The organism is Burkholderia sp. 22088 (assembly GCF_052045915.1).
GTDB classification, from domain to species: domain Bacteria; phylum Pseudomonadota; class Gammaproteobacteria; order Burkholderiales; family Burkholderiaceae; genus Burkholderia; species Burkholderia cepacia.
The window spans coordinates 95,663-120,535 of record NZ_JBQEPY010000007.1; the positions used below are offsets into that span (position 1 = coordinate 95,663).

A 24,873-nucleotide genomic window follows, 5' to 3' on the forward strand; every position below is an offset into this window, starting at 1 on the left:
GCGCTACGCGCACGACGCGAACAGCATGCCCAGCGTGCCGGCCGCGATCGCCACGCCGTACGGCAGCGTGCCGACCGATGCGATTTCGACGGGGCCGCCGGTGGCCTCGGCGCTCGCGCCTGGCGAGCGCCGCGCGATCAACGCGCGCACGTTCGCCCACATCTGGCGCATCCGCCCGCGCAGCAGCGCGTAGGCGATGGCGCCGATCCCGCCGGCCAGGAAGGTGGCCAGCACGATGTAAAACGTCATTTCCGCGCCGACCCAGGCGCCGATCGCGAGCATCAGCTTCACGTCGCCGGCCGCCATTCCGCGCAACAGGTAGAACGGCAACAGCAGGCCGAAGCCGGTCGCGGCACCGGCGAGCCATCCGAGCGCGCCCCCCGCGACACCGTGCAACAGGCACTGGGCAACCAGCGCGCCGGCCAGGCCGAGCAGGACGAGACGGTTCGGAATGCGGCGGGTCGCGATGTCCGTGCTGGCCGCGGCGACCGCGAGCAGCGTCACGCACAACGGAACCGGGTAAGGCGGCGCAACAGGTAGCATGGCGAACCTCGCAGTCGACTCGGTGGATCAGGAAACCATTGCCAGCGCGGTGGCCACGGCGGCCGTCACGGCTGTTGCGATCACTTCGTACGCATTGGCAAGCGAACCCTTCAGCGTGACGACCGTCCCCAGCACCGCGACGGCGAACATCGCGCCGAGCAACGCATATTCGATCGACGTCACGCCCTGCTCGTCGCCGATCCAGCGACGTACGACACGCATCCTGGCTTGCATGATGGTCTCCGGTTCCCGGTTGATCGGATCGCCGGGGACGGCTCGAGCGCTGCACCGGCCGAGCCGTCCGCGGCATGCTCCATCAGATGCCCGCCACCGCCGAGTCCAGGTCGGCCGCGATCGTGCTGAACACGGTCTTGAGGTCCTTCCCGATGGTCGACAGCGCGAGGATGATGCCGACTGCGATCAGTGCGGCGATCAAGCCGTATTCGATGGCGGTCACGCCGTCTTCATCGCGAACGAAACGGCTGGCTTGTTGAATGAACTTGGACATGTTGATCTCCTTGGGTGGTCACTTTCAAAGCCCTCGCGTGCCGGCTGGTCGGATGACCGTGCATCGATACGTCGAGGAATGTCGTTGATGCCGTGTGGTGCCGACGAACGATTCGGACGAGCCGTTCGTCGTACCGTCCATCAGATTCCTGCTACCGCCGAGTCCAGATCCGCGGCGATCGTGCTGAACACGGTCTTCAGATCCGTACCGACCGTCGTCAACGCGACGACGATGCCGATCGCGATCAGGGCAGCGATCAGGCCGTATTCGATGGCCGTCACGCCGTCCTGATCCTGGACGAACCACGCGATCTTTTCGATGATTCTTGTCATGAGCATTCTCCTTTCGGACTGCTATGAAATTCCCTTCGTCGGTCAGGACGTCGGGGTTGGGCACCACCGGCACTACTCGAAAAATCGGGACGCGTCGCTCAGCCGCGGGAGCGGGGATATGCACCCCTGTCCGTGCGAATGGGTATCAGTGACGCAGTGAACGAGAAAGGCGTGTACGGTGCGACCGGCCGGATGAACCGGACCATCCGATCGACCGGAACGGCACGACTGCCGTTCGACGCATGGAATCCAGATGAATGGGAGACAAACTCCCGGATAAGCTGCAATATGTTTTTAATCCGGTTCTCGAACCGTGATGTGCTGTGGTCTTTCATTTTTATTCCCCATATGCGGCCATGCCGACTTTTTATTGCCCTGACGATACCGGGTCTCATTGGTCACCCGACGAAGGCTTGCGCGGTTGATCGACCTGGAGCTGCTTGTTCCCCGATGCGCTCCGGCCCTTCTTTCCGCCTGTGATTCCGGTGCCGGGTTCCGTCTGTCTTTTGCCGGAACCGCCCGGTCGTCACATCGTCGACTGCCGTGCCAACGCTTACGCAAAGAGCAGGCCACCCGAGGCGAAATCGAGGCGCATCAAGGGTTCCGACGATGCCCGCTCTCCCCGGCCCGGGGTGCAGTGTGCGAAATGTTTCAAAATTGATATATGTTTCCCGGCGAGCGTTTCACGCCTGAATGCCCGCCGCCGCGCTGCGCAAAGGATCGAAAATTTTTACTCGGGATTTTCCCGGACGCTCGACGGCGCTCGCGTCCCGAGCGATCGCCGGGGCGCGGAACCGGTCGAAACGACGGAATGTTTCAAGGCAGAAACACGAAAGCCCGCAGTTCGGATTTCTCATACCTGAAAATGCGGTTTTCACGTGCGTCTTAGGCCAGAATAAATCCCGGCATTCAGCGGGTGATTTGCAACGCGCCATTTTTTCTCCAACAATGACCTCACCGGACAACGCCATTTCAGAGCGACTCGATCCGCAGGCACCACAAGATCAAACGGCTGCGATTGACCAAGCGGCCTCTACCAAATACGGGGAATCATGTACACAGCCAATCGTGAAATGCGCGGGCGGGCAACACGCCGCGCTCAGTGGCTGACAGCCGACCGGATCATTCCGTACAGCTGCATCATGCTGATGCTCTTCGCCGCGTTGCTGGTTGTCTGGGGCTTCGTGACCAGCGGCTTCACGTCGAATGTCGCCGTCCGGCCGGGCGTCGATTTCTCCGTCTTCTGGACCGCATCGCACCTGGTGTTGCAAGGCCATGCCGCATCGGCCTACGACCCCTCCTTATTCCTGCAGGCCGAGCTCGCACAATTCGACACGTATTTGCAGCACCGGTCGCTTCCCTGGCTCTATCCGCCGACGATGTTGCTGTTCATCGCTCCGGTTGCCCTTGTGCCTTTCCTGCCCGCATATTTCCTCTTTTTCGCGGGCAGTCTTTTATGCTACGCGTTCGCCGTCTCGCGGTTGTCGGGATTGCGCGCGCATCTTCCGGTGCCGCACGCCGCGGCGATCGTCGTGGTCGCGTATTCGGCGGTGTGCATGTCCGCGCTGTTCGGCCAGAACAGCATCCTGACCGCCGGCCTCGCCGCACTCGCGCTGCATCTGCTCGGCAAGCGCCCGGTCGTCGCCGGCGTGCTGATCGGGCTGCTCGCAATCAAGCCGCAGCTGGCCGTGGTGTTCCCCGTCGTGCTGATCGCGGCACGTGCGTGGCGCACCTTCGCGGCGGCCGCGATCACCGCCGCGCTGTTCGCGGCCGCCGGCATCGCACTGGCCGGCCCCGGTGCGCTGCACGGGTTGAGCCAGGCACTGTCGACGGTGCGCGAACAGCATTTCATGCTCCCGTCGTACTGGCTCGCGTCGCCGACGCCGTTCGCCGCATTGCGGCTCGCGGGCATGCCGGTGACGGCCGCACTGGTCGCGCAAGCGGCGGTCGCGCTGCTCGCGCTCGCCGCGGCCGTCGACGTATGGCGCCGCACGCCCGACATGCGCCTGCGCGGCGCGGTGCTGGCCGTCGCCACGCTGCTGACGACGCCGTATCTGTGGAACTACGAACTGACGTGGCTCGGCATCGCGATCTTCTGCCTGATCGCGCACGGTCTCGACAAAGGCTGGCTGCCGGGCGACCAGGGCATCATCGTGCTGGCGTGGCTGCTGCCGATCTTCGAGATGTTCAACCGACTGATGAAGCTGCCGCAGATCGGGCCGATCGTGCTGCTCGCGGTGCTGTTCATCGTCGTGCGCCGCACGGCGCTCGAATCCCGGAGCGCACGATGAGATCGTCACCTTCCGCACGCCACGCGCACCCGGATACCGACGTGCATCCGGAACTCCCGATCGCGGGCCCGCGCCGCTACCCGCACTGGCTCAATCGCGAGCGCGTGCGCCTCTATGCGGGCGCCGCACTGGCGAGCGAGCTGCTGTTCATCTGCATCTACGTCACCCGCGTGTACCTGTCGCACAACGGCGCGCTGCAGCCGCTGTCGCAGGATTTCTCGCCGATCTGGAGCGCCGCGTGGCTCGCCGCACACGGGCATGCGGCCGATGCCTGGCATTTTCCCGCGCTGTTCGCAGTGCAGAAGCTCGCGATCCCGACGATGACGCTCGCGGACGGCACGCTGCCGTGGCTCTACCCGCCCTCGATGCTGCTGCTCGTGCTGCCGCTCGGCTGGCTGCCGTACACGCTGGCGCTCGTGCTGTGGCTCGGGCTCACCTATGCGCTGTTTTCGGCAACGATCCGCGCGATCGTGCAGCGAGATGACGCATGGTTGTGCGCGTTCGCATTCCCCGGCGCGTTCCTCACGGTGATCGTCGGGCAGACCAGCCTCTTCACCGCGTTGCTCGCCGGTGCCGGCCTGCTCGCGCTGGCCCGCCGCCCCGTGCACGCCGGGATCTGCTTCGGCTTGCTGACGATGAAGCCGCAGCTCGCGGTGCTGTTCCCGCTCGCGCTGCTGTGCGCCGGCCAATGGCGCGCACTGGCCGCGTGGGCCGCGACGATCGCGTGCAGCGCCGCACTCGCGACACTCGCGTTCGGGTTCGGCCCGTGGATCACCTTCACGCATGTGATCGACAGCGTCTACACGATCGTCGGCACGGGCCAGGCCAAGCTCGCGCGCATGCCGTCGGTGTTCGCGCTCGCGACGATGGCCGGCCTGCCCACCTTCGTCGCCAGCGGCCTTCAACTGCTGTCGGCCGCGGTCGCTGCGATCGCGGTCGTCTATGCGTGGCGCGGCGACTGCGCGTACGCGCTGCGCGCCGCGACGCTCGCGTGCGCGTGCCTGCTCGTCAGCCCCTATCTGTACGACTACGACCTGACCTGGTACGGCCTCGTGATCGCGTGGTACGCGCGTTATGCGTGGACGCACGGCTGGCGGCGCTTCGACCGGGAATGGCTGACGCTGCTGTGGCTGATGCCGCTCGCGGGCCTCGCGGTCGTGCCGCATCTGTCGTTCCAGTTCATGCCGCTCGTCACGCTGGCGTCGCTCGGGCTGCTCGTCAGCCGGATCGCCCGGGACCGGCGCGACGTGCCGTCGATGCCGGACGCACGCGACCACTCGACCGACACCGCGTTCACCCATTCGGCAAGAACGCACCACCGCCCGGCGTACGGATTGCGCCGCACCGGCCGACCGACCATCGGCGTGCATCGGTGAAGCGACATCACAGGGGAAATCATCATGCGGGAACCACTCTATATACCGCTCGTATCGCTGGTCGTGCCGTTCTATAACGAAGGCGAGGCCGTCGAACGCTTTTTCGACGTCGTGATGCCGTTGATGACGTCCATCGACGGCATCCGGTTCGAGATCGTCTGCGTGAACGACGGCAGCCGCGACGACACGCTCGAGCGGCTGATCCGGATCGGCGCCGGCGAACGGCGCGTGCGGGTGATCGACCTGACCCGCAACTTCGGCAAGGAAGCGGCGCTCACGGCCGGTCTCGACGAAGCCCTCGGCGACGCGGTGATCCCGCTCGACGCCGACCTGCAGGACCCGCCGAGCCTGATTCCGGTGATGATCGAACACTGGCGCGACGGTGCGGAAGTCGTCGCCGCGAAGCGCAGCAACCGCGCGTGCGATTCGTACGCGAAGCGCACGGCGGCCGCGATCTACTATCGCGTGCACAACCTGCTGTCGGACGTGAAACTGCCGGAGAACGTCGGCGATTTCCGGCTGATGGACCGCAAGGTCGTGAACGCGCTGCGCAGCCTGCCCGAGCGGCATCGCTTCATGAAGGGGCTGTTCGCGTGGGTCGGCTACCGGACGGTCATCGTCGAATACCAGCGTGACGCGCGTAGTGCCGGGCACTCGAAATTTTCCGGCTGGAAGCTATGGAATTTCGCGCTGGAAGGCATCACCAGCTTCAGCACCGTGCCGCTGCGCAGCTGGACCTACATCGGTGTCGGCATCGCCGCGCTCGCGTTCCTGTACGGCACGTTCATCATTCTCCGCACGCTGCTGTTCGGCAATCCGGTGCTCGGCTACGCGTCGCTGATCTCGGTCACGCTGTTCATCGGCGGCATCGAGCTCATCGGGATCGGTGTTGTCGGCGAATACATCGGGCGGATCTACGACGAGTCGAAACAACGGCCCGTCTACCTGATCCGCCGCCGCTACCAGACGCACGGCAAGGTGGTCGAACTGCGGGTCGCGCGCGATGCGCGCCGCCAGAGCGCACGCCGGCGCGTGCAGCCGACCCGTGCGCGGATCGGCGAACGCTGACGCGCCGCGACGGCCATGATCGGCCTGCTCGATGCCGAGCGCACGCGCCTCGTGCGCTTCGGCGTGTCCGGCCTCTGCTCGACCGCGCTCCACACGCTGGTCGCGGCGGCGCTGTTCGCGCGGTTCGACGCGACGCTGGTGACGGCGAACTCGATCGCGTTCCTCTGCGCGACGGCGTTCTCGTATCTCGCGAACACGCTGTGGAGCTTTTCGTCGACGGTGCGCACGCGCAACGCGGTGCGCTTTCTCGCGGTCACGCTCGCCGGCTTCGTCGAAACCCTGCTGCTCGCGCGTGCGGCAGAAGCGCTCGACGTGTCCCGCGCAATGAGCATCGTCGCGATCGCGTTGCTGATTCCGCCCACGACGTTCCTGCTGCACCGGCTCTGGACCTACCGGTAAACGCCCCTCCCCGCCGCCCCCGAAAATAATCGGCCATTCAATTAACAGATTCAATGTCGGCATATTTATGTCACGCATCAATCCGATTGATTCCGATTTTAAAATTACCGCCCGAAACAAATTAAATACCCTGTTTACTTTTACAGCTTCCATAAACAACCGAACGGGATAATCTGCCTTCGCCATCTCGCCAGCACGGGCATCGAACGGCGACGAGCCTTGCAGGACAAGGCAATGGCGGCTGTGCGACGAAATTCGCGCAACAATAATTCCCATTCATTCAAACGGGAGCTTCTATGTCACGCGTTACCGATGTGCTCGTCTCTTTCGATACCGAAACCATCCTCAAAAAATATCCGAATCCCAGCAAGAATCCGAATAGCCCGACGCTGATCGACTGGAAGCACGTGTACATGGTCACCAACCAGGACAACGTGGTGTCCGGGCAGGCGGGCGGCGAACTCGACCTGAAGGCGCAGGTCGGCGACCTGATCCGCTGGCGTGAAACGAGCCTGTCGCTGGGCTTCGAGAACCAGGTGGTGTTCTACAAGTTCATCGGCAACGTCGGCAACGAACTGATCTCGACGCCGACGCCGCGCGTCGCGGAAGCGTCGATCCCGGTGCCGAACACCAGCAAGCCCGAGGTGCCGACCTGCCAGAAGGTCGCGAACTACTACTGGTCGTCGGAATGCCTGAAGGTCGGCCGCGTGACTTACCACTTCCAGTTCCAGATCATCGATCGCAACTGCCAGAGCCAGGGCTGCTTCTCGTGGGATCCGTTCATCTCGATCCATAACTGATCGCGGCAGACGGGCGGCCGCGCGGCGGCTGCCCGCATCAACCCCTTGTTGCGGAGGAAGCGCTCATGCCTGGTCTTCGTTCCGATGTGCTCGTGATCGTCGACGCCGTCACGCTGCTGTCGGCCTACCCGGAGGCGAGCCGGGACCCCGACGCGCCGACCGTGATCGACGGCCGGCACCTCTACGTGGTGAGCCCCGGCGACGCCGCGCAGCTCGGCCACAACGACAGCCGGCTCTTTGCCGGGCTGTCGCCGGGCGACCAGTTGCGCCTGCGCGAGACCGCGCTGGCACTGCGCGCCGAGGCGAGCGTGCTGTTCGTCCGGTTCGCGTTGAAGGATGCGGGCATCGTCGCGCCGTTCGAAGCCGAAGTACGCGACGCGGCCGCGCCGGTACCCGATGCCGACGACCTGCTGCATCCGCCGTGCCATCCGATGAAGGACCACTACTGGCGCAGCGACGTGCTGGCCGCGGGCGCCACCACGTGTACGGCCGATTTCGCCGTGTTCGGCCGCGACGGCACCGTATCGGGCTATTTCCGCTGGGAAACGTCGATCGAGATCGGCGCAGGCCAGCCGGCCGCGAAACAGCCGGATTTCAAGCCGTCGTCGGATCGCAACGGCAACTTCACGCTGCCGCCGGATACCGCGTTCAAGGCGATCTTCTACGCGAATGCCGCCGACCGGCAGGACCTCAAGCTCTTCATCGACGATGCGCCGGAACCGGCCGCGTCGTTCACCGGCAACAGCGAGGACGGCGTCAGACTGTTCACGCTGAACTCGAAGGGCGGCAGGATCCGGATCGACGCGTTCGCCAACGGCAGGAAATCCGCGACCGACGCGCGTCTCGCGCCGCTGTCCGCGGGCGACACCGTCTGGCTCGGCTGGCTCGGCGCCGAGGACGGCGCCGATGCCGACTACAACGACGGGATCGTGATCCTGCAGTGGCCGATCACCTGAGCATCGCGGCGATCGGCACGCGAGCGGTTCAGGTGCGCGGCAGCCCCGGCGGATTGGTCTGCGACCGGTCGATCGCTTCGGCGTCGAGACTCCAGCGGCCGAGCACCTTCCGGTAGCTGCCGTTCGCGATCAGCGCATTGATCGCGACCGTCAGCGGATCGGCGAGGCCGCTGCCCTTGCGCGTCGTGATCGCGATGTCCGCGGTGCGCGGCCAGCCGCCGCTCACGGTGCCGATCAGCTTCGCGTCGCCGCGCAGCGATGCCTGGTACGCGAGCATCGAGTTCACGCTGAAGATCGTGTCGACGCGCCCCGACTGCAGCGCGACCCAGCGCTCCGCCGCATCCGCGTAATACTGGATCTCGACCGGCGCGAGGCCGCGCGCGACGTTCTGCCGGTTCCATTCGAGCAGGATCTTTTCCTGGTTCGTGCCCGAATCGGTCACGACGCGCAGCCCGGCAACGTCCTTCGGCTCGCGAATCGACGCGATCCGGCTGCCGTTCTTCACGTAGAAGCCGAGCTGATCCTTCCGGTAGGTCGAGAAGTCGAATTTCTCCTTGCGCTGTTCGGTCACCGTCACGTTCGAGATCACCGCGTCGACCTTGCCGGACTGCAGCGCGAGCGGCCAGTCGGCCCACGAGAGCGGCACGATCTTCAGCTTGCGGCCGATGCTGTCGGCGACGAGCTGGGCGAGATCGGGATCGAAGCCGACGACCGTTCGCGCATCGGTCGCATAGGTGCTGAGCGGCGGCAGGTTCGGCGCGATGCCGATCGTCAACGTGCCCGCTTCGGCAAACCGGTAGCCGGCCGGCAATGCCTGCTCGACCGCCGGGTTCACGGTGCCGCGCTGCCGGCCCGGCTGCTCGGGGCTCAGGTCGAACGTCGCGGCCTGCGCGGCGACGCTGACGCCGAGCAGGACGGCGGCCAGCGTGCGAGCGATGCGTGCTGCGGGAATTGCGGTTCTTCTCATGTCTTCCGGATTCCTTGATGTTTGACGACGCGTGTGCCGAACGCGGGCGGCGCCGAACGATGCTCACCGCCCGTTCGCCGCCCTTCGCCGGCCTTCTCCTCCCGGCGTTCCCGGTACGCTCACGCGGGCGTCGCCTCGAGTTCGGCGGCGGCCGCGCGTTGCGTCGCCGGTTGCGCGACCGGCGACGGGCGCGTCGCGTGCGCGTCGCCCGCATACAGCGCCTTCGGATCGAAGACCCGCGCCTGCAACGGCGTGAACGCGCGGAAGTTCCACAGGCTGCGCGCGACGAACACGCGCTGCACCCAGCGGAATGCCCGGTCGTTCTCGTCGTATTGCGGATCGAAACGGTCGCGCGAATGCAGCGTGAAATGATTGTTGATCAGCACCAGCTTGCCGGGCTGTACCTGCACGCCGAACGACACTTCGCGCACCGCGCGATACAGGTTGGCCAGCGCCTCCTGCGCACGCGCATTGACTGCCAGCACCATGTCCGGATAGAACGCGACCGTCACGCGCGGCGCGTCGAGCGGCCCCGACAGCACCGCGCTCAGGTCGGTATTGTCGCGCGGCGTCGGCGCGGCGCCGCGCCACCGGTACGGCACGCGGATGATGTAGTGCTCGCCGTAGAGTTGCGCGATGTCGTCCGGCGACAGCAGCTGCAGCGCGCGGCGCGCGTCGGCGAGCCGCGTGTACGGGCCGCCGCCCGCTTCGCTGCGCACGCCGAGCAGCAGCAACGCGAACGGCGACGTGTCGCCTTCCGGCATGTGCGCCTGCGCGGCGTTCTCGATATGGAAATCGAGCTCGACCTCGGAGCCGAGGCCCGTATAGTCGCGTGCGGTCGCCTTGTGCGGCGTGAGGTTGTTCACGAGCTCGCGGCCTTCGTGCGCGATCGAATACGGCTCGCCGGCCAGCGTGCTCAGGGCAACCAGCACGTTCTCGCTCAACACGCCCGCCTTGAACGAGCGGCCGGTCTCCTCGAACCGCGGGCTGCCCTTCACGTCGTCGTCGATCGGCAGGTTGTCGATCTCGATCGAGCCGTGCGCGTCGGCGGTCGGTGCCTTCGCGCGATCGAACGCGTCGACGATCCGGTCGGGAAACGCGTTGTAGGCGAGCTTGCGCACCGCGCTGATGTAGCCCGCGCCGCCGGCCGGATCGTAGGCCAGTGCGCCGAGCGTCTTCCGGATGTGACCGGACTCCGCTGCCGTCAAGACGATGCGTTCATCTGCGAGATAGGTCATAGGTCTCTCGTATAAAGATCGGGGTTCGAAGAGCGGCATGGCACTGCCGCCGCGCGTTGCCGTCCTCGGGGCGCAGCGCTCGACAAGACTAGGAGACCGACATTGCATTGCGAAATGATATTAAGTCGATTGCAAACAAAAATTTTCGATATAAGTTCAGCAATCCCGGCGGCGTCGATCGCGCCGCGCCTTAACACGAAAGGTGGTTAAAAAATCGCTGGTTATTATTTGTATTCGTTAGCAGGTCGATGCTAGTTTTCTGTCGGATTCGACGATGCGCCCGGCCGTCGATCGGCAGCCGGCGCCCTTCCTCCGCCCTACGGAAATCTGCCCGATGACCCGATTCCGCCTGCTGCGCCGTTCGTCCGGTCACGACGTGACCCTGCCCGCGTACTGCCTTGCGCGCCACCCGGCACGGAGGCCGCAATGAGCGATCGCGCTCCGGCGCTCGGCGGCGCGCCGGCCGCCATCGCACCGCCACATCGCACGTCGCTGCGCGCGATCTTCCCGACCGTCGCGGCCGCAAGCCTCGGCTTCGCGATCGTTCAGCTCGACGTGACCGTCGTCAACGTCGCGATTCCGAGCCTCGGCCATTCATTCGGATCGAGCGTCCACGGGCTGCAGTGGATCGTCGATGCGTACACGCTGTCGTTCGCCGCGCTGCTGCTGACGTCCGGCACGCTGGCCGACCGCTTCGGCAGCCGCCGGCTGTTCGCGTACGGCCTCGCGCTGTTCCTGCTGGCATCGCTCGGCTGCGCGCTCGCGCCGTCGCTGGCCGCGCTGATCGCCGCGCGGGTCGCGCAGGGCGTCGGCGCCGCGATGATCCTGCCCACGTCGCTCGCGCTCATCACGCATGCGTGCGCGAACGATGCCGCCGCGCGCGTAAGGGCCGTCGCGTGGTGGAGCGCGACCGGCGGCGCGATCAGCGCGGCCGGGCCGACGCTCGGCGGGCTGCTGATCGATTCGCTCGGCTGGCGTGCGATCTTCTTCATCAATCTGCCGATCTGCGCGGCCGGGTTGTGGCTCACGGTGCGCCATGTACGGGATTCGGCCGCCGCACGCACGCGGCTGTTCGATCCGGCCGGCCAGATCGTCGCGGTGCTCGTGCTCGCGCTGCTGACGGGCGGGATCATCCGGGCCGGCGCGCAGGGGCCGGGCGACCCGTATGCGGCCGGTGCGCTGGCCGCGTCGGCCGCGCTCGGCGCGCTGTTCGTCGCGATCGAGCGCCGCGTGGCCGCGCCGATGCTGCAGCTCGCGTTCTTCCGGATCGCGCGCGTGCCGGGCGTGCTCGCAATCGGCGCGATCACGAATGCCGCGTTCTACGGGCTGATTTTCTCGCTGAGCCTCTATTTCCAGAATGCGCGCGGCTTCACCGCGACCGAATCGGGGCTCGCGCTCGCACCGCTCACAATCATCATGCTCGCCAACATCGCGAGCGCGCGCCTCGCTGTGCGCCATGGATTCCGCGCGACCGTCATCGTCGGGCTTGCGGTGTCGCTCGCGGGCTACGTGTGGCTGTGGCGGACCCTCGGTGCGCATACCCCGTATGCGCTGCTCGCGCCGGGGCTCGCGGCAATGGCGATCGGCGGCGGCATCGCGATTCCCGCGCTGACGTCGACGCTGCTCGGCAGCGTCGAGGCCGGCCGCTCGGCCACCGCGTCGGCGATCCTCAATACCGCGCGCCAGGTGGGCGCTGCCGTCGGCGTCGCGGCGCTCGGCGCGCTGGTCGCGGGCCAGGGCGCCGCGATCGTGGCCGGCGCGGCACGCGCATTCGCCGTCGCGGCCGTGCTTGTGGCCGTCTGCATCGTGCTGGCCGCACGCTGGCCCGGCGATGCGCCCGAACCCGGCACGCGGGCCTGAACCCGCACCGGTCGCCTCCTTCAACCGATCCCACAGCCCAGCGAGGAATCCATGCCGCATCGTTTCATCGATACCGTCCTGATCGTCGACGGCGCGTCGACAGCCGCCTATCTGGCGCCCGCGTTTCGCGCCTACGGCATCCGTTGCGCGCACGTGATCAGCGACCCCGACCTGCCGGAGATCTACCGGAACCAGTTCGTCCCGTCCGACTACATCCGCCAGGTCCAGCATCGCGGCGACCTCGACGCAACGCTCGCGCAGTTGGCCGACCTGCGGATCGGCGCGGTGCTGCACGGCCTCGACGCGGCGCTGGAACTCGCCGACACGCTGGCCGAGCGGCTCGACGTGCCGTACCGCAATCCGCTCGCGACCTCGGCCGCGCGCCGCGACAAGTACGCGATGAACGAGCGCATCCGCCAGGCCGGCCTGCGCGCACCGGCCCACTTCCACAGCACGTCGGTCGACGCCACGCTCGATTGGGCGCGCGCGCACGGCAGGCTGCCGCTCGTGGTGAAGCCGGCCCGCAGCGCGGGCGTGGCCGGCGTGAAGATCTGCCGGACGCTCGACCAGGTCGAGGCCGCCGCACGCGACGTGCTCGCCACCCGCTCGCTCTACAACCAGCCGAACGACGACATCGTGATCCAGAGCTATTCGGAGGGGCAGGAATACATCGTCGATTCGGTGTCCTTCGAAGGCCGCCATCGGGTGGTCAGCCTGTGGGAAGTGCACCGCGACCGCACGCATGCACCAAGGCTCGACAAGATGCTGGTGCTGAATCACGCCGACCCGCGTTACGCGCCGCTGCTCGACTACGCGGCCGACGTGCTCGACGCGCTGGAAGTCCGCTTCGGGCCGACCCATCTCGAACTGTTCGATACGGCCGACGGCCCGACGATCGTCGAGCTGAACGCGCGGCTGCACGGCAGCCTCGATCCTCGGCTGACGAGCGCGGTCAGCGGCGAGAACCATGTATCGGCCGCCGTCGAGGCCGTGCTGCATCCGGAGCGGCTGTTCGGCGAAGCCGCCGCGGCGACGGATTTCCGCGGCTACTGCGGGCACGTGCTGCTGCTGTCGTCGCGCAACGGCGTGCTCCGGCAGGACTTCACCTGGCAGGCGATCCAGGCGCTGCCGTCGTTCGTCGGGCTCAAGCAATGGGCCAAGGTGGGCGACACGCTGCGCGTGACGACCGACCTGCAGACGGCGCTCGGCACGGTCGGCCTCTACAGCCCGACGTTCGAGCGCCTGCTCGAGGATTGCCGGCGCATCCGCGAGATCGAGGCCGATTTCTTCGCGGACGAACGGGCGGTCGAGTCGGCCTAGTGTCTCCGCGTGGTGCGATCGGCGCCGCGCATGCGGTGCGCTTGCGTTGTGCTCCGCTAACGCGCGAGCAGCGCGCCCGACTGCCGGCCGAGCACCGTGCGCAATGCGTCGAGCTCGGGCAGCGCGGGCGCTTCCTCGGGCGTGACGAGATAGGTCGTCACGTTGTCGAGATCGTCGAACGCGTGCGTCCGCAGCTCCTTGCGCGCCACGTGCTCGGTCGTGATCCGCTTCGGCAGGATCGCGACGCCCATGCCGGCCGCCACGCAGCCGAGGATCGCGCCGAACGTGCCGAACGACGCCACCGACCCGATCGCGATGCCGCGCGCCTTCAGCCAGTGCTCCGCGACCGCGCGATACGGGCAGCCGTCGTGAAACGCGAGCAGCCGTACCGTGTTGTCGGCCAGTACCTGCCGCCGCGTGACGGTGGCCGCGCTCACCAGCACCATCTCTTCGGCGAACGCCGGCTCGTAGCGCAACCCGGGCCGGACGACCGCGCGCGCGGTCAGTGCGGCGTCGATCCGGCCGCGCAGCAGCGCGTCGGCCAGATCCGGCTCGCTGCCGATCTGCACCGTGAGGCCGAGCGCCGGATCGTGCGCCTTCAACGCGGCGGCGAGCGCCGGCAGCCGCGTGGCCGCCGTGCTTTCCATCGAACCGAGCCGGAAGCTGCGCGCGACCGGCGTCTCGCGCACCACCTGCGTCGCTTCGTCGACGAGGCGCAGGATGCGGTCGCAATACGGAATCAGCCGGCGCCCCGCGTCGTTCAGCACCAGCCGCTTGCCGTGCCGGTCGAACAGCGGCGCGTCGAGCGACTCCTCGAGCTGGCGCAGGCGCGCGGTGACGTTCGACTGCGTGCAGCCGAGCCGTTCGGCCGCGCGCAGCGCGCTGCCTTCCTGAACGACGGCCCGGAAGGTTTCGAGCAGAGGAATGTTCATATCACTATCTCTTGTTCCCGATGCAGTTTATATCATTTTACTTCGCCAATAATCAGGAATAGCCTGACGGATATCCCGTACCGGCCCACCCCCTTTCGAGGAAACCGCATGCCATCCGCCGCCTGCCCCGGCTTCGCCGCCGTTCACCACCGGCCCGAGGCGCCCCCGTGCGCACGCTGATAGCCGCGCTGGTGCGGCGCGGCCCGACGGTGCTCGCGGGCGGCGTCGGCCTCGGGCTGCTGGTGCCGCCGCTCGCGGACCTCGCGCGGCCGCTGATGCCTGTCACCGTGTTCCTGTTCGTGCTCGGCACGCTGCTGCGCGTCGAGCCGAGCGCCGTGCGCGCGGTCGCGCGGCGGCCGGCCGTGTCGCTGCTGCTGCCCGCCGCGACGATGATCGCGTGCCCTGTCGCGCTCGGCATCGCCGCGCGGCTCGCCGGCATGCCGTACGACTGGGTGGTCGCGCTCGTGATCGCGTACTGCGCGCCGCCGTCGAGCGGCACGTCGACGATCGCGCGGATGCTGTCGCTCGACGCCAGCGTCGCGCTCGTCGCGACTCTCGCGTCGATGGTGTTCGTCCCGCTCACCGCGCCGCTGCTGACGGCCTGGTTCAGCCACGATGCGGCCGTGTCGATCTCGCCGTTGAATCTCGCGTTGCGGCTCGCGCTGCTGATCGGCAGCGCCGAGGGCGTTGCGCTGCTCGTGCGGCGGTTCGCGGGGTCCCGGCTCGACCGCTATGCGACGCCGATCGATGCGACCGTCGTCGCCGCGCTGCTGGTGTTCGCGCTCGGCACGATGGCCGGCATGCAGCAATCGATCATCGACGCGCCGCACCGCGCGTTGACGGCCATCGCACTCGCGTTCGCCGTCAACGCGGGCTTCCAGATCATCGCGTACGGGCTCACGCCCGGCGACGTCCGCACACGGCTCAATGTCGCGCTGATCGTCGCCAATCGCAACGTCGGCCTGATGTGGGCCGCGCTCGGGCTCGCCGCGACGCCCACCATGGCGCTCGTGTTCACGTGCGCGCAGCTGCCGATCTACACGCTCCCGCGCGTCGTCCAGCATCTGCTGCCGCGCCTCGAGGCACAGCGCCTGCGCCGGCGCGCACGTTGACCGGCACGCAATGCCCCCTTCTTCACCGATCAAGGATCCAGCATGAAGCGACTCATCGTGATCGGCGCACGCGCCACCGGCAGCAGCCTCGCGCTCGTGCGCGGCGCGCTCGCCCGCCAGGCGGCCGTGACCGTCATCACCGCGCCCGGTCACAGTCTGGACGGCGTCTTTCCGGACGGCGTCGAGACGGTCAATCTCGAACCCGATGCCGCACTGCTCGCCGGCTGGCTGCGCGCGCGTTATCCGGACGAGATCGACACGCTGCGCGTGACGACCGCGCACGACACCTATGCGCGCACCGCCGCATCGGTCGCCTACGCGCTCGGCCTGCCCGGCCCCGATGCGCGCCACGTCGCGCACGCGGTGTCGAAGTCGAACCAGAAGGCACTGCTCGCCGCGCACGGCATCCCGGCCGCGCAATTCGTCACGGGCACGCTGGCCGCGCCGGCGGCACTCGCAGCCGCGGCCGCTCCGCTGCGTTTCCCGGTCGTCGTCAAGCCGTCGGAAGGCTCGGCGAGCGACGGCGTGCGGCGCTGCGAGGACATCGCCGACGTGCGCGCTCAACTCGACGCGCTCGCCGCCGCTCGACCCGATGCACAGGCGCTTGCGACCGAGCGCATCGTGATCGAGGAATTCCTGGGCGGCAACGAATACTGCGTCGAGTATTTCGACGGGCGCTATGTCGGCGCGATGCGCAAGCTGAAGCGGCATGGCGCCGGCTTTCTCGAACGCGGCTACACATCCGAACTCGATCTCGACACGCCGACGCTGCGCGCGCTGATCGACGTCGGTACGCGCGCAACGGCGGCCGCCGGGCTGACGTGGGGGCCGGTGCACCTCGACTGCATCGTGCACGACGGCGTGCCGCACGTGATCGAACTGAATCCGCGCATCGCCGGCAGCTTCATCTGCGACATCGTGCGCGACGGCTACGGCTTCGACGTGGCCGAAGCGTTGCTCGACAAGCTCGACGGGCGCCCGGTCGCGATTCCCGAGCGGTTCGAACCGCTCGCGTATGCGCGCGCCGAATTCCTGCTCGACAGCGACCCCGGCGCATGGCGTTTCGCGCAGGCGGGCGAGATCCGCGACGGCACGGTCACGATCAGCTATGGGCCGCAGGTGTTGCCCGATCGCGAGCGGCGTGCGTTTCTTTATGTGCGGGTTGCGCTGCCGGTTGCGCACGATGTGCACGAGACGCCCGCGCATCCCGGCTCGTCGGCCCACCGGGCGTCTGTCGCACCACCGGCCGTTTCCGGCTGACGGAACGGCCGGCACAAGCGCCCGACTCGACAGGCGCCGTGCCGGCCTGACCGGCTGAGCGGCATCGTCACACCGTGCGCCCCAACAACTGCCCCGGCCACCCGTCCACGTCGAAGGTCGATAGCCGCTCATACCCGCAGGACTCGTAGAAGCGCACCAGTGCGCCGGTCCCGCCCCCATAACAATCCACCCGCAAGCGCTGCACCCCGGCAGCCCGGGCGCGCTCATCCGCAAAGGCCATGAGCCGCCGGCCGACACCGCGCGCCCGCGCATCGCGCGACGCAACCAGCACCCTCACGTAGATTTCCGGCTCGGTCGCGGGCGGCACGTAGGGCATCGATTCGCCCAGGATCAAGGCGCCCAGGATGCGGCCGTCGGGCGATTCCGCCACCCACGCGTCGGGCAGCGCACAGGCTTCCGTCACGAGCGCAATCCGCTTCGGTTGCGTCGACCAGGGCTCGCGCCCCCATTGCCCGTCGTTGCCGATGTCGACGAACCACGCAATCACTTCATCGAAGATCTCCAGCACGGCCGGCGCATCCAGCGCGCTGGCACGTCGGATCACCCGCTCGTCCGTTCCTGTCACCGTCACGTTCAACACTCCTTCGCCGGCATCGACGACCGGCGCATGGTTGGATGTCACGCCGGGCTACCCGGGGAGGCGCGATGGGAGCCTGGCGATCAAGCCTGCTACGGTACTGAAAATCCACCCCGTTGATCAAGGCGTGACGGCCCACGATCCAACGTGACGGGTGGGCTTCGTCGTACGCCCCGGAGGTCGGCGTCAGGCGAGGGGTCGAGCGACGATGACGCGCATGGAGGTTGCCGACGGACTGCAACACGTCGCGGCGTTGCAGACGGATCGGCACCGAAAAAGCGTTTCGATTCCGTCGCGAGGGTGCCGAAAGATCATGCTGCGGCGCATTACACCTGGCCATCACGTGATGACGGCAGGCCGACGCGCCGCCTGCTACGCACCGCGCCGCATCGAAACGAAAGGAAACGAAACGATTCCCGCGCGCATGTCGCCCTTCGCGCCAAAAATATACAATCGTCGCGACGCATCGAAGGCATGAAGCGCCGGCCGCCCACTCTCGCTCGCCACCATGAACGCACCCGCTGACCCCACTCCCTCCGCCCCGTCGGTACTCGGCGTCTATCGGCAACTGGCGGACCCGTCCGCCGGGCAATGGATCGTCAGCCGCTCCGAACGCGCGCACATGTACCGCATCCAGCATCATCGTCCCGACGGCAGCACGTCGGTCGATACGGTCGTCGACGCGGACAACCTCGATGCGAAGCTGCACAAGTGGATCCAGGAAGGTTTCGTCCGGCGCGAAACGGGCGACCATGCGGCCCCCGCGCATCGCGACCGGTTCATGCAGGACCTCCGACACGCGCACGCATCGCGGCCGGCGGCCACCGGCGATGCGGCGCACGTCGTGCAGGTGGGCGGCGTGCCGATGCCGCGCGGCCCGGGCGGGCCGCTCGTGCCGCCCCGGAACCCCGCCTACCTGTTCACCGCGCGCGCGACGGACGTGCTGGAAGACATCGTCGAGAACCGGCGCATCCTGTTGATCGGCCACACCGGCACCGGCAAGACGAGCCTGATCGAGCAGGCCGCCGCGCTGGCCGGCCACGGCGTGCTGCGCTCGAACATGAACGGGCAGACGACGGTCGGCGACTTCGTCGGGTTCTGGACCGTCAAGGGCGGCGAGACCCGCTGGGTCGACGGCGTGCTGCCGACCGCGATGCGCGAAGGGCTGTGGCTCATCGTCGACGAGATCGACTTCGCGGAACCAGCCATCCTCGCGGTGCTCACCGCCGTGCTCGAACCGGCCGGACGCCTGCTGCTCAAGGAGAAAGGCAACGAGATCGTCGTCCCGCATCCGTCGTTCCGGCTGTTCGCGACCGCCAACGCGGCGGGCGCGATGGGGCAGTTCCGCCATCTTTACCAGGGCGCCAACGTGATGAACGAGGCGTTTCTCGACCGCTGGCGCGTGTACCGCCTCGACTACCTGCCGCCGTCCGACGAGGCGCGCGTGCTGCAGCGCACGTTCGGCGCGGCCATGACCGAGGCGATGGCCGGCACGCTCGCGGCGATCGCGGCGGACTGCCGCGCCGCGTTCGTCCGCGAGGATCTGGCCAGCGCGTTCTCGACGCGGCGCCTGATCGACTGGGCCGACCTGATGCTGCGCACCGGCGATCCCGAAGCGGCCGCCGGCCCGACGATCTATGCGAAGGTCGGCGCGGAAGACGCCGACCTGATCCGCAGCATCATTCGCCACTACATCGACGTCGGGGCCTGACGCGATGGACCGCGACGACGATGCGCGCTCGCTCCACCTGACCCGGCTGGCCCGCACGCTCGCGCAACGACACGGCATCGAGGTACGGTTCGCGCGCCACGGCCCGCTCGCGCGGCGCGACCTGCTGGTGCTGCCCGACACGCTGCTCGCGGGCGACGTCGACGACGACGCGATCGTCGGCCTCGTCGATCTCTATGCGGCGCGGGTCCGCTTCGGTGCGATCGATGACGTTGCCGCGCTGGTGTCGCCCGCGGTGCGCGCGATTGCGCAGGCGATCGACGACCGGCGCGTGGCCGGCTGCCTCGTTGCGCGCTATCCCGGCGCGACGACGTTCCTGCGGCAAATGCGGGTGGCGTCGGCCGCCGATACGCTTCGACGTTGGCCACGGATGGCGTGGCGCGACAGGCTCGTATGGCGCATCGAGTGCGCGCTGTGGGACGAACCGCCAGCCACGATCGAGCGCATCCCGTCGCTCGACGCGACGCTCGCCGCGTCGGACGATCTCGTCGACGAAGCACGCGCCGCGACTTCGACGGCCGACAGCATCCGCGCCGCGCACCGGATCGTCGAGCGCGTCCGCGCGCTGGCCTCGGCCGGTGCGAACAACATGATGTTCACTGCCGATCCGGGCAGCACGATCGACAGCGACAGCGTCGCCGCCGAATTCGACTCGGACGGACCGGGCGCGCCGGACGATGCACGTGCGCCGGTTTCGGCCGAATCGGGCGCGGGCGCGATCGCCGACACGGAATCGTCCACGGCATCACCGACGCCGGGCGATGCGGCACCCGGCACGATCCTCCTGTCCGCGGACCATCGGCCGCTGCTGTCGGTCCCGCTGACTACCGCATTCGACACGGTGACGGACTTCACCGGCAAGGGCGACGCGGCGCGCTGGCACCGCCTGCGAAGCGCGGCCCGCGCGCAGACCGAGCCGCTCAAGCTGCGACTCGAACGCGCGTTGAAAGTGGACGAGCAGACGCGCTGGAAGCGCGACCAGGAGCGCGGCGAACTCGACCGGATGGCGCTCGCCCGCCTCGTCACGTCGCCCGGCTACCGCACGCCGTTCCGTGTCCGGCGCGCCGCGCCCGGGCGCGACGCGGCCGTCGGCCTGCTGATCGATTGCAGCGGGTCGATGGCCGGCAGGAAGATCGAGCTCGCCCGCCTGTGCGCGGCGGCGCTGTGCGATGCGCTGATGCAGCTCGGCTTCGCGTGCGAGGCGCTCGGCTACAGCTCCGTCGAAGACGCCGCGATGCGCGCGCACTACCAGCGCTGGATCGACGCCGGCCGCGACACGTTCGGCTATAACCGCTTCGTCGAACGGCTCGACCTGCGCGTCTACAAGCGCTTCGATTCCGACAACCCGAGCGGCCTCGCGTGCATCGAATGCGGCCACGAGAATCCCGACGGCGAAGCGTTGAGCTGGGCCGCCGAACGGCTGCTGGCGCAGCGTGCGCGGCGGCGGATCCTGATGGTGCTGTCGGACGGTTACCCGGCAACCGGCGACGGCAACCCGGCGATCCTGCGCACCGACCTGCGCGCACGCGTCGATGCGCTGCGCGAGCGGCGCGTCGAACTGATCGGTGTCGGGATTCTCGACGATTCGGTCGAAGCGTTCTATCCGGTCAGCAGCGTGGTGGAGCATCTGCACGAGCTGCCGGCCGCGGCGTTCAGTGTCCTGAGCGATACGCTGCTGGACCGGCGCTAACCTCCGCCACGGCCGCAGTCTCGTTCACGCTTTCGTTCGTGTTTCCGCCGGCCCGCCGGATCGGCAGCCGAACGCAGAATGTCGTACCGCGCCCGGGTTCGCTCGTCACGTCGATGGTGCCGCGATGGCGCTCGACGATCCCGTGCGACACCGACAAGCCGAGCCCCGTGCCCTGCCCGACCGGCTTCGTCGTGAAGAACGGATCGAAGATCCGCCGGACGACATCGGGCGTCATGCCCGTGCCGGTGTCGCTGATCGCGATCGACACCTGCTCGCCGTCGCTCGACGTGCGGATCGTGATCACGCCGCGCTCGGGAATCGCTTGCGCCGCGTTCACCAGCAGGTTCATGAAGACCTGGTTCAACTGCGACGGCAGGCATTCGACCTGGGGCACGTCGCCGTAGTCGCGCACGATCTCGGCCTTGTACTTGAGTTCGTTGTGGACGACGTTGAGCGTGCTTTCCAGCCCTGCACGAAGATCGACCACGCTCCACTCGTCGCTGGCCGGGCGCGAGAAATCGCGCAGGTCCTGCACGATGCGCCGCACGCGCAACGCGCCGTCGATCGACTCGTCGATCAGCGTCGCGATCTCGCCGCGCACGTAGTCGAGGTCCGCCGCGCGGCCCAGTGCCGTCAGCGCATCGCGCGCGGCCGGATCGAGCTGCGGCAGCGCGGCTTCATGCGCGGCGATCACGTCGAGCAGGCTGCGCACCCACGTCTTCAACGTATTGAGGTTCGCGCTGACGAACCCGATCGGATTGTTGATCTCGTGCGCGACACCGGCCGCGAGCTGACCGATCGACGCGAGCTTTTCCGACTGCAGCAGCTGCACGTGGGTTTCCTCGAGCGCATGCAACAGGCGCCGCTGCTCCTCCTTCTCCTGTTCGAGCCGCGCCTGCGCGGCCTTGCGTTCGTCGATCTCGGTCGCCATGTTCTCGCGGGTACGTTGCAGCATCGCCGTTGTCTGTTCGTAGCGGTGCAGCGCGCGTTCCAGTTCGACGGTGCGCAAGCGCACGAGCCGCTCGAGCGTATCGGTCATCCCGCGCAGGAAGGTTGTGCGCGCATCGAATCGGCTGAGCAACAGCGTGACGACCAGGGTTCCCGTCGTAAACAGCGCGACGGTCGTCGCGAGCCACGGCGTGTCGACTCCGTTCGCGGCCCCGCATCGCGCGTCCGGCGCGAAATGCGCGGCCGCCATCGCCGTGTAGTGCATGCCGGTAATCGCGACGCCCATGACGACGGCCGCGCCGACGCGCTGGGCGGTCGCATGGCCCGCCTGCCGCGCGCGCAGCGCCTGCGCGATCCACAGCGCGGCGGTCGACGCGATCACCGCGATGCCGATCGACGCGGCGAACAGCACGGCATCGTAGCGAATGCCGGGCGCCATGCGCATCGCGGCCATCCCCGCGTAATGCATGCCGGCGATCCCGCCGCCCATCAGCACGCCGCCCGCGAGCAGACGCCGCCAGCCCAGCCGCGCGCGCGTGACGACATACAGCGCGAAGTACGACACGAGCACGGCAATCGCCAGCGACGCGCCCGTATCCGGCAACGCGTAGCCGAGCGGAATCGGCAGTGAGAACGCGAGCATGCCGACGAAATGCATCGACCAGATGCCCGTCCCCATCGCCGCCGCGCCGCCGCCCAGCCACATGCGCCTGAGCTTCGGGTTGTCGAGCAGCGAAATGAAGGCGGCGAGGTCGAGTGTCGTATAGGAGGCCAGCGTCGCGATCGCGACCGACAGCAGGACGAGCGGAAGATTGTAGGTGCCGTGCATGATCGAGCGCCCGAATCGAGGTGAGTGCGTTGCCGCGGCGCGCGTGCGCACCGCGGCCGTCAGGCCGCGCGTCCGGGCTCAGGCAGGCGCCGCGCCGGCATTCGGCACGCCCTGCGCCGGCTTCGCCGCCTGGCCGGCCAGCACGAGGATGTCGAACGCCGTCCCCTCGCGCATCTCGAAGCGGCGCACGAGCTCGATCTGGTGTGCGGACATCACGCTGCCCTTGGTCATCAGCAGCACGCCGCGATGCGTGCGCAAATCATCGGCGAGCTGCATCCCCTCGCGCAGCTGCGCGGACTTGATCTCCGCGACGGACGCCGCGATGCCGAGGCTCGCCGGGTCCCGCATCAGTTCGGCCAGGTTTTCGACGATGTGCGGGTCGTAACGCACGCCGGCCTGCGAACGCATTGCGTCGAGCGCCTGCTCGACCGAATGCGGCGCACCGATGTCGCCATTGCGCAGCCCTTCGAAATCGCGCGCGATCGCGACGATCCGCGAGCCGGGCGGGATCGAGTCGCCGGCCAGCCCGTCCGGCGTGCCGCGCCCGTTGAAGCGCTCGTACTGGTGCAGCACGATCGACGCGACCTTGTGCAATTGCGCGACCGGCGTCAGCACCATCTGCGCGCGCAGCGGATGCTGCTGGAACAGGCCGTGCTCTTCCGCCGTCATCCGCGTGAGCGGCTTGTGCAGCAATTCGTCCGGCAGCGACAGCTTGCCGATGCCATGCAGCAGCCCCGCGAAGTAGACGTCCTGCGCATGCAGCTCGCTCATCCCGGAGGCCAGCGCGAGCCGTCGCGCAATCTCGCCGACCCGCATCGCGTGACCGCTGGCCGACCCGCAGCGCATCTCGATCATGCTCGCGCACACCTGGACCATCGCGGTGAAGCTGCTTTTCAGGTCGCGCTGCGCGGCTTCGAGGAACATCACGGTCTGCCCGAGTTCCTCGGTGCGCGCGCGAACCTGCGTTTCGAGTTCCGTGTTGAAACGGCGCAGCGCTTCGTTCTGCGCTTCCGTCAGCGCGGCGAGCCGCGCCGCCTCGTGCCGCAAACGGCGCTGCTCCAACGCCTGTTCGATGGTCAGCAGCAGGTCGTGATCGTCCCACGGCTTGTTCAGGTAACGATAGACGCCGCCTTCGTTGACGGCCTGCATGACCGACGCGATCTCCGCATAACCGGTCAGCAGGATACGCATCGTGTCCGGGTAGAGCGCCCGGGCACGGGCCAGGAACTCCGCGCCGCTCATGCCGGGCATCCGCATGTCGGACACGATCAGGTCGACTTCGGTCGACGCCAGCACCTCGAGGGCGGCCTCGCCGCTTTCCGCGGTCAGGATCTCGTAGCCGGCGGGCCGGAACACGCGCCGGAGCGCCGACAGCACGCTCGGCTCGTCGTCAACCAGCAGGATCGACGGCACGCCATCCGCGTCGTCGGATGTCGCTGCCGCCCCGGTCGTTTCAGGCGATACCGCATTCGGTCCGTTTGTTGCAGATGTCGTCATGATTGGCCTCGGATCATGTAGTTATATTCTCTCTGCATCATCGGCATGCGCCGCGCATTCGATATCCGGGAAAACGCTGATGCGCTCACCCGGATCACACCCCGCATGCGTCGTCACGACGCGCGGGCATGTGCGATCTACGCCGTCGCCGAACCCGGTTCGCGCACGTAGTAGATGTCCCACTCCGCTTCGTCGGCCTGCATGAAGCCGTGCCGCATATAGAAACGGTTCGAATCGCTGCCGCGCAGCGCGCCGACACGCACGGGCACGCGCTGCGCGTCCGCCTCGGCAAAGATCCGTTGCAGCACGGCCGCGCCGATGCCCTTTCCCTGGTGCGCGGGCACGATGTACAGATGGTCGAGCAACCAGTGGTCTTCCTGCGGCCGAACCACGAAGAAACCCGCGTTCACGCCATCGGCTTCGATGAAGCGGCATAACGCCGGGTCGAACGACGCGAGAAAGCGTTCGCGCGCACGCCGCGGATCGAAGCGGCCGATGCGCTCGAGGCTGTCGCGCATCGCGGCGATGCGAATGGCGACCAGCGTTTCGGCATCGGATTGGGCGGCGAGGGGAAAGGTCAGGTTCATGGGCAGGTCGTGCACACGTGGAGAAAACGCCAG

General features: G+C 67.8%; 25 protein-coding genes. 13 read left to right on the forward strand and 12 right to left on the reverse strand.

Features of this window, described 5'->3' with window-relative positions:
- Positions 1-3 precede the first annotated feature (3 nt).
- From ACTJLD_RS15240 to ACTJLD_RS15260, 5 genes are all read right to left on the reverse strand, one after another.
- Positions 4-543: an A24 family peptidase gene (locus tag ACTJLD_RS15240; protein WP_059688223.1), complete on the reverse strand. Its 540-nt coding sequence runs from the start codon at positions 541-543 to the stop codon at positions 4-6.
- 27 nt (positions 544-570) lie between these two features.
- Complete coding sequence (locus ACTJLD_RS15245; RefSeq protein ID WP_059485633.1) at positions 571-777, reverse strand: Flp family type IVb pilin; 207 nt, start codon at positions 775-777, stop codon at positions 571-573.
- An 82-nt stretch (positions 778-859) separates the two neighbouring features.
- Positions 860-1,051, reverse strand: coding sequence for a Flp family type IVb pilin (locus ACTJLD_RS15250; protein ID WP_011349893.1), 192 nt, complete (start codon positions 1,049-1,051; stop codon positions 860-862).
- Positions 1,052-1,191: 140 nt separating this feature from the next.
- Positions 1,192-1,383, reverse strand: coding sequence for a Flp family type IVb pilin (locus ACTJLD_RS15255; protein ID WP_059688225.1), 192 nt, complete (start codon positions 1,381-1,383; stop codon positions 1,192-1,194).
- A 683-nt stretch (positions 1,384-2,066) separates the two neighbouring features.
- The gene (locus tag ACTJLD_RS15260) at positions 2,067-2,354 is read right to left on the reverse strand and encodes a hypothetical protein (RefSeq protein WP_143066134.1); all 288 of its coding nucleotides are present in this window, start codon (positions 2,352-2,354) and stop codon (positions 2,067-2,069) included.
- 81 nt (positions 2,355-2,435) lie between these two features.
- Between ACTJLD_RS15260 and ACTJLD_RS15265 the strand changes: the two genes are divergently transcribed.
- From ACTJLD_RS15265 to ACTJLD_RS15290, 6 genes are all read left to right on the forward strand, one after another.
- Positions 2,436-3,674, forward strand: coding sequence for a glycosyltransferase family 87 protein (locus ACTJLD_RS15265; RefSeq protein WP_060316772.1), 1,239 nt, complete (start codon positions 2,436-2,438; stop codon positions 3,672-3,674).
- Positions 3,671-5,050: a glycosyltransferase family 87 protein gene (locus ACTJLD_RS15270; RefSeq protein WP_440659211.1), complete on the forward strand. Its 1,380-nt coding sequence runs from the start codon at positions 3,671-3,673 to the stop codon at positions 5,048-5,050. The genes ACTJLD_RS15265 and ACTJLD_RS15270 overlap by 4 nt, the downstream gene beginning before the upstream one ends.
- 24 nt (positions 5,051-5,074) lie before the next feature.
- Complete coding sequence (locus ACTJLD_RS15275) at positions 5,075-6,118, forward strand: glycosyltransferase family 2 protein (protein WP_440659212.1); 1,044 nt, start codon at positions 5,075-5,077, stop codon at positions 6,116-6,118.
- Positions 6,119-6,133: 15 nt separating this feature from the next.
- Positions 6,134-6,517, forward strand: a complete 384-nt coding sequence (locus ACTJLD_RS15280; RefSeq protein ID WP_124535341.1) for a GtrA family protein — start codon at positions 6,134-6,136, stop codon at positions 6,515-6,517.
- Positions 6,518-6,813: 296 nt separating this feature from the next.
- Positions 6,814-7,317, forward strand: a complete 504-nt coding sequence (locus ACTJLD_RS15285; protein ID WP_027792733.1) for an inclusion body family protein — start codon at positions 6,814-6,816, stop codon at positions 7,315-7,317.
- 65 nt (positions 7,318-7,382) lie between these two features.
- On the forward strand, positions 7,383-8,273 hold the full coding sequence (locus ACTJLD_RS15290; protein WP_440659213.1) for an AidA/PixA family protein: 891 nt from the start codon (positions 7,383-7,385) through the stop codon (positions 8,271-8,273).
- 28 nt (positions 8,274-8,301) lie between these two features.
- Here the strand turns inward: ACTJLD_RS15290 and ACTJLD_RS15295 are convergent, their stop codons facing one another.
- Entirely contained in the window at positions 8,302-9,240 is a 939-nt protein-coding gene (locus tag ACTJLD_RS15295) for an ABC transporter substrate-binding protein (protein WP_124839203.1), read from the reverse strand.
- Between the two features lie 119 nt (positions 9,241-9,359).
- A complete protein-coding gene (locus ACTJLD_RS15300) occupies positions 9,360-10,478 on the reverse strand; it encodes a TauD/TfdA family dioxygenase (RefSeq protein ID WP_060063766.1) in 1,119 nt (372 codons plus the stop codon).
- Between the two features lie 426 nt (positions 10,479-10,904).
- Here ACTJLD_RS15300 and ACTJLD_RS15305 point away from each other — a divergent pair, with 426 nt between their 5' ends.
- Complete coding sequence (locus tag ACTJLD_RS15305) at positions 10,905-12,338, forward strand: MFS transporter (protein ID WP_440659214.1); 1,434 nt, start codon at positions 10,905-10,907, stop codon at positions 12,336-12,338.
- Positions 12,339-12,389: 51 nt separating this feature from the next.
- Complete coding sequence (locus ACTJLD_RS15310) at positions 12,390-13,658, forward strand: ATP-grasp domain-containing protein (protein WP_124672398.1); 1,269 nt, start codon at positions 12,390-12,392, stop codon at positions 13,656-13,658.
- Between the two features lie 56 nt (positions 13,659-13,714).
- On the opposite strand, the gene ACTJLD_RS15315 is transcribed toward ACTJLD_RS15310, so the two are convergent.
- The gene (locus ACTJLD_RS15315) at positions 13,715-14,590 is read right to left on the reverse strand and encodes a LysR family transcriptional regulator (protein WP_440659215.1); all 876 of its coding nucleotides are present in this window, start codon (positions 14,588-14,590) and stop codon (positions 13,715-13,717) included.
- A 167-nt stretch (positions 14,591-14,757) separates the two neighbouring features.
- On the opposite strand from ACTJLD_RS15315, the gene ACTJLD_RS15320 reads away from it, so the two are divergent.
- Positions 14,758-15,702 carry a hypothetical protein gene (locus ACTJLD_RS15320; RefSeq protein ID WP_059855770.1) on the forward strand — a complete coding sequence of 315 codons (945 nt, stop codon included), beginning with the start codon at positions 14,758-14,760 and terminating at the stop codon, positions 15,700-15,702.
- A gap of 42 nt (positions 15,703-15,744) precedes the next feature.
- Complete coding sequence (locus tag ACTJLD_RS15325; protein WP_440659216.1) at positions 15,745-16,962, forward strand: ATP-grasp domain-containing protein; 1,218 nt, start codon at positions 15,745-15,747, stop codon at positions 16,960-16,962.
- 67 nt (positions 16,963-17,029) lie between these two features.
- On the opposite strand, the gene ACTJLD_RS15330 is transcribed toward ACTJLD_RS15325, so the two are convergent.
- Positions 17,030-17,605 (reverse strand): GNAT family N-acetyltransferase, encoded by a 576-nt coding sequence (locus tag ACTJLD_RS15330; protein WP_230961200.1) that lies wholly within the window; start codon positions 17,603-17,605, stop codon positions 17,030-17,032.
- Between the two features lie 172 nt (positions 17,606-17,777).
- On the opposite strand from ACTJLD_RS15330, the gene ACTJLD_RS15335 reads away from it, so the two are divergent.
- The 3 genes from ACTJLD_RS15335 to ACTJLD_RS15345 are packed head-to-tail and all read left to right on the forward strand — an operon-like array spanning position 17,778 to position 20,979.
- Positions 17,778-18,038 carry a hypothetical protein gene (locus ACTJLD_RS15335; RefSeq protein WP_440659217.1) on the forward strand — a complete coding sequence of 87 codons (261 nt, stop codon included), beginning with the start codon at positions 17,778-17,780 and terminating at the stop codon, positions 18,036-18,038.
- 30 nt (positions 18,039-18,068) lie between these two features.
- Positions 18,069-19,271: an ATP-binding protein gene (locus ACTJLD_RS15340; protein WP_059813305.1), complete on the forward strand. Its 1,203-nt coding sequence runs from the start codon at positions 18,069-18,071 to the stop codon at positions 19,269-19,271.
- Positions 19,272-19,275: 4 nt separating this feature from the next.
- Positions 19,276-20,979, forward strand: coding sequence for a cobaltochelatase CobT-related protein (locus tag ACTJLD_RS15345; protein ID WP_440659218.1), 1,704 nt, complete (start codon positions 19,276-19,278; stop codon positions 20,977-20,979).
- Here the strand turns inward: ACTJLD_RS15345 and ACTJLD_RS15350 are convergent.
- The 3 genes from ACTJLD_RS15350 to ACTJLD_RS15360 form a co-directional block, all read right to left on the reverse strand.
- Entirely contained in the window at positions 20,942-22,756 is a 1,815-nt protein-coding gene (locus tag ACTJLD_RS15350; protein WP_440659219.1) for a histidine kinase, read from the reverse strand. The two genes, ACTJLD_RS15345 and ACTJLD_RS15350, sit on opposite strands and share 38 nt — an antisense overlap.
- A gap of 78 nt (positions 22,757-22,834) precedes the next feature.
- Positions 22,835-24,253, reverse strand: coding sequence for an HD domain-containing phosphohydrolase (locus ACTJLD_RS15355; protein ID WP_440659220.1), 1,419 nt, complete (start codon positions 24,251-24,253; stop codon positions 22,835-22,837).
- A 137-nt stretch (positions 24,254-24,390) separates the two neighbouring features.
- The gene (locus ACTJLD_RS15360) at positions 24,391-24,840 is read right to left on the reverse strand and encodes a GNAT family N-acetyltransferase (protein ID WP_440659221.1); all 450 of its coding nucleotides are present in this window, start codon (positions 24,838-24,840) and stop codon (positions 24,391-24,393) included.
- Positions 24,841-24,873: the final 33 nt, after the last annotated feature.